Origin of the sequence: Neptunomonas phycophila (assembly GCF_001922575.1) — a bacterium.
Classification (GTDB): Bacteria; Pseudomonadota; Gammaproteobacteria; order Pseudomonadales; family Balneatricaceae; genus Neptunomonas; species Neptunomonas phycophila.
The window spans coordinates 1-3195 of sequence record NZ_MRCI01000010.1 but is presented as its reverse complement, the minus strand read 5'-3'; the positions used below and the strand labels follow the sequence as shown (position 1 = coordinate 3195).

The following is a 3195-nucleotide window of genomic DNA, read 5'->3' as shown; positions in this document are numbered from 1 at the left end:
AACATGTTTCTTGAACAGACGCCTTCGGGTTATATGGTCAAGTGACAAAGCGTGCACGGTGGATGCCTTGGCAGTCAGAGGCGATGAAGGACGTGGTAACCTGCGAAAAGCGTTGGGAAGGTGGTAAACAACCTGTGATCCAACGATGTCCGAATGGGGAAACCCACCCAACTTGTTGGGTATCTCATACTGAATACATAGGTATGTAGAGGCGAACGAGGGGAACTGAAACATCTAAGTACCCTTAGGAAAAGAAATCAACCGAGATTCCCTTAGTAGCGGCGAGCGAACGGGGACCAGCCCTTAAGTTGGTAAATGGTTAACAGAACGCTCTGGAAAGTGCGGCCATAGTGGGTGAAAGCCCCGTATGTGACAACCTATTACCAATGAAATCGAGTAGGACGGGACACGTGATATCCTGTCTGAATATGGGGGGACCATCCTCCAAGGCTAAATACTCCTGACTGACCGATAGTGAACCAGTACCGTGAGGGAAAGGCGAAAAGAACCCCTGTGAGGGGAGTGAAATAGATCCTGAAACCGTGTACGTACAAGCAGTGGGAGCGGTCCTTGAGACCGTGACTGCGTACCTTTTGTATAATGGGTCAGCGACTTAATTTCAGTAGCAAGGTTAACCGTATAGGGGAGCCGTAGGGAAACCGAGTCTTAATAGGGCGTATAGTTGCTGGGATTAGACCCGAAACCGAGCGATCTATCCATGGGCAGGTTGAAGGTTGAGTAACATCAACTGGAGGACCGAACCGACTGTCGTTGAAAAGCCAGCGGATGACCTGTGGATCGGAGTGAAAGGCTAATCAAGCTCGGAGATAGCTGGTTCTCCTCGAAAGCTATTTAGGTAGCGCCTCGTGTCTCACCATTGGGGGTAGAGCACTGTTTCGGCTAGGGGGTCATCCCGACTTACCAACCCGATGCAAACTCCGAATACCAATGAGTGCAATCACGGGAGACACACGGCGGGTGCTAACGTCCGTCGTGGAAAGGGAAACAACCCAGACCGCCAGCTAAGGTCCCAAAGTTCTAGTTAAGTGGGAAACGATGTGGGAAGGCTTAGACAGCTAGGAGGTTGGCTTAGAAGCAGCCACCCTTTAAAGAAAGCGTAATAGCTCACTAGTCGAGTCGGCCTGCGCGGAAGATATAACGGGGCTAAAACTAGACACCGAAGCTGCGGATGCACGTAAGTGCATGGTAGAGGAGCGTTCTGTAAGCCGTTGAAGCGGAAGCCGGGAGGCACCGTGGAGGTATCAGAAGTGCGAATGCTGACATGAGTAACGATAAGGGAGGTGAAAAACCTCCCCGCCGGAAGACCAAGGGTTCCTGTCCAACGCTATTCGAGGCAGGGTGAGTCGGCCCCTAAGGCGAGGCAGAGATGCGTAGTCGATGGGAAACGGGTTAATATTCCCGTACTGGTTATAACTGCGATGAAGGGACGGAGAAGGCTAGGCTAGCGCGGCGTTGGTTGTCCGCGTTTAAGGTAGTAGGTTGAGGACTTAGGCAAATCCGGGTCCTTAAGACTGAGAACTGATGACGAGCTCCCATGTGGAGTGAAGTAGTTGATGCCATGCTTCCAGGAAAAGCTTCTAAGCTTCAGGTTATAACGAACCGTACCCCAAACCGACACAGGTGGTCAGGTAGAGAATACTAAGGCGTATGAGAGAACTCGGGTGAAGGAACTAGGCAAAATGGTGCCGTAACTTCGGGAGAAGGCACGCTCCTGACGGTGATCCCCTTGCGGGGTAAGCTGTTGGGAGTCGAAGATACCAGGTGGCTGCGACTGTTTATTAAAAACATAGCACTCTGCAAACACGAAAGTGGACGTATAGGGTGTGACGCCTGCCCGGTGCCGGAAGGTTAATTGATGGGGTTAGCTTCGGCGAAGCTCTTGATCGAAGCCCCGGTAAACGGCGGCCGTAACTATAACGGTCCTAAGGTAGCGAAATTCCTTGTCGGGTAAGTTCCGACCTGCACGAATGGCGTAACGATGGCCACACTGTCTCCACCCGAGACTCAGTGAAATTGAAATCGCTGTGAAGATGCAGCGTACCCGCGGCTAGACGGAAAGACCCCGTGAACCTTTACTATAGCTTCACAGTGGACTTTGACATTACTTGTGTAGGATAGCTGGGAGGCTTTGAAGTGTGTACGCCAGTATGCATGGAGCCAATCTTGAAATACCAGCCTGGTACTGTTGAGGTTCTAACTCAGGTCCCTAATCGGGATCGAGGACATTGTGTGGTGGGTAGTTTGACTGGGGCGGTCTCCTCCCAAAGAGTAACGGAGGAGCACGAAGGTACCCTCAGGCTGGTCGGAAATCAGCCAATGAGTGCAAGCGCATAAGGGTGCTTAACTGCGAGACAGACACGTCGAGCAGGTACGAAAGTAGGTGCTAGTGATCCGGTGGTTCTGTATGGAAGGGCCATCGCTCAACGGATAAAAGGTACTCCGGGGATAACAGGCTGATTCCTCCCAAGAGTTCACATCGACGGGGGAGTTTGGCACCTCGATGTCGGCTCATCACATCCTGGGGCTGAAGCCGGTCCCAAGGGTATGGCTGTTCGCCATTTAAAGTGGTACGCGAGCTGGGTTTAGAACGTCGTGAGACAGTTCGGTCCCTATCTGCCGTGGGCGTTTGAGATTTGAGAAGAGTTGCTCCTAGTACGAGAGGACCGGGGTGAACGAACCTCTGGTGTTCCGGTTGTCACGCCAGTGGCATTGCCGGGTAGCTATGTTCGGACGGGATAACCGCTGAAAGCATCTAAGCGGGAAGCCCCCTTCAAGATGAGATCTCGCTGGGGCCTTGAGCCCCCTAAAGAGCCGTTCAAGACCAGGACGTTGATAGGCTGGGTGTGGAAGCGCTGTGAGGCGTTGAGCTAACCAGTACTAATTGCTCGTGAGGCTTGACCATATAACGCCAAAGGCGTGTGTGAGAGACATGTAAGTGAGTAGGCTGCGGCTGAAAGCGGATGTAGAGATAAGATTGCTAAGACTTGAGTGTAAAGACAAGACCTTCATCGAATTCATATTGTGACAGTTTATGCTTGGCGACCATAGCGAAGTGGAACCACCTGATCCCATCCCGAACTCAGTAGTGAAACGCTTTAGCGCCGATGGTAGTGTGGGGTCTCCCCATGTGAGAGTAGGTCATCGCCAAGCTTTTATACCGAACCCCTGATTGCG

At 52.1% G+C, this 3195-nt stretch carries 2 rRNA genes; both read left to right on the top strand.

Annotation, left to right across the window (positions count from 1 at the left end):
- The first annotated feature begins 35 nt into the window (after positions 1-35).
- Positions 36-2923: ribosomal RNA gene (locus BS617_RS17825) — 23S ribosomal RNA — on the top strand.
- A gap of 132 nt (positions 2924-3055) precedes the next feature.
- Positions 3056-3171, top strand: a 5S ribosomal RNA gene (gene rrf, locus BS617_RS17820).
- Positions 3172-3195: the final 24 nt, after the last annotated feature.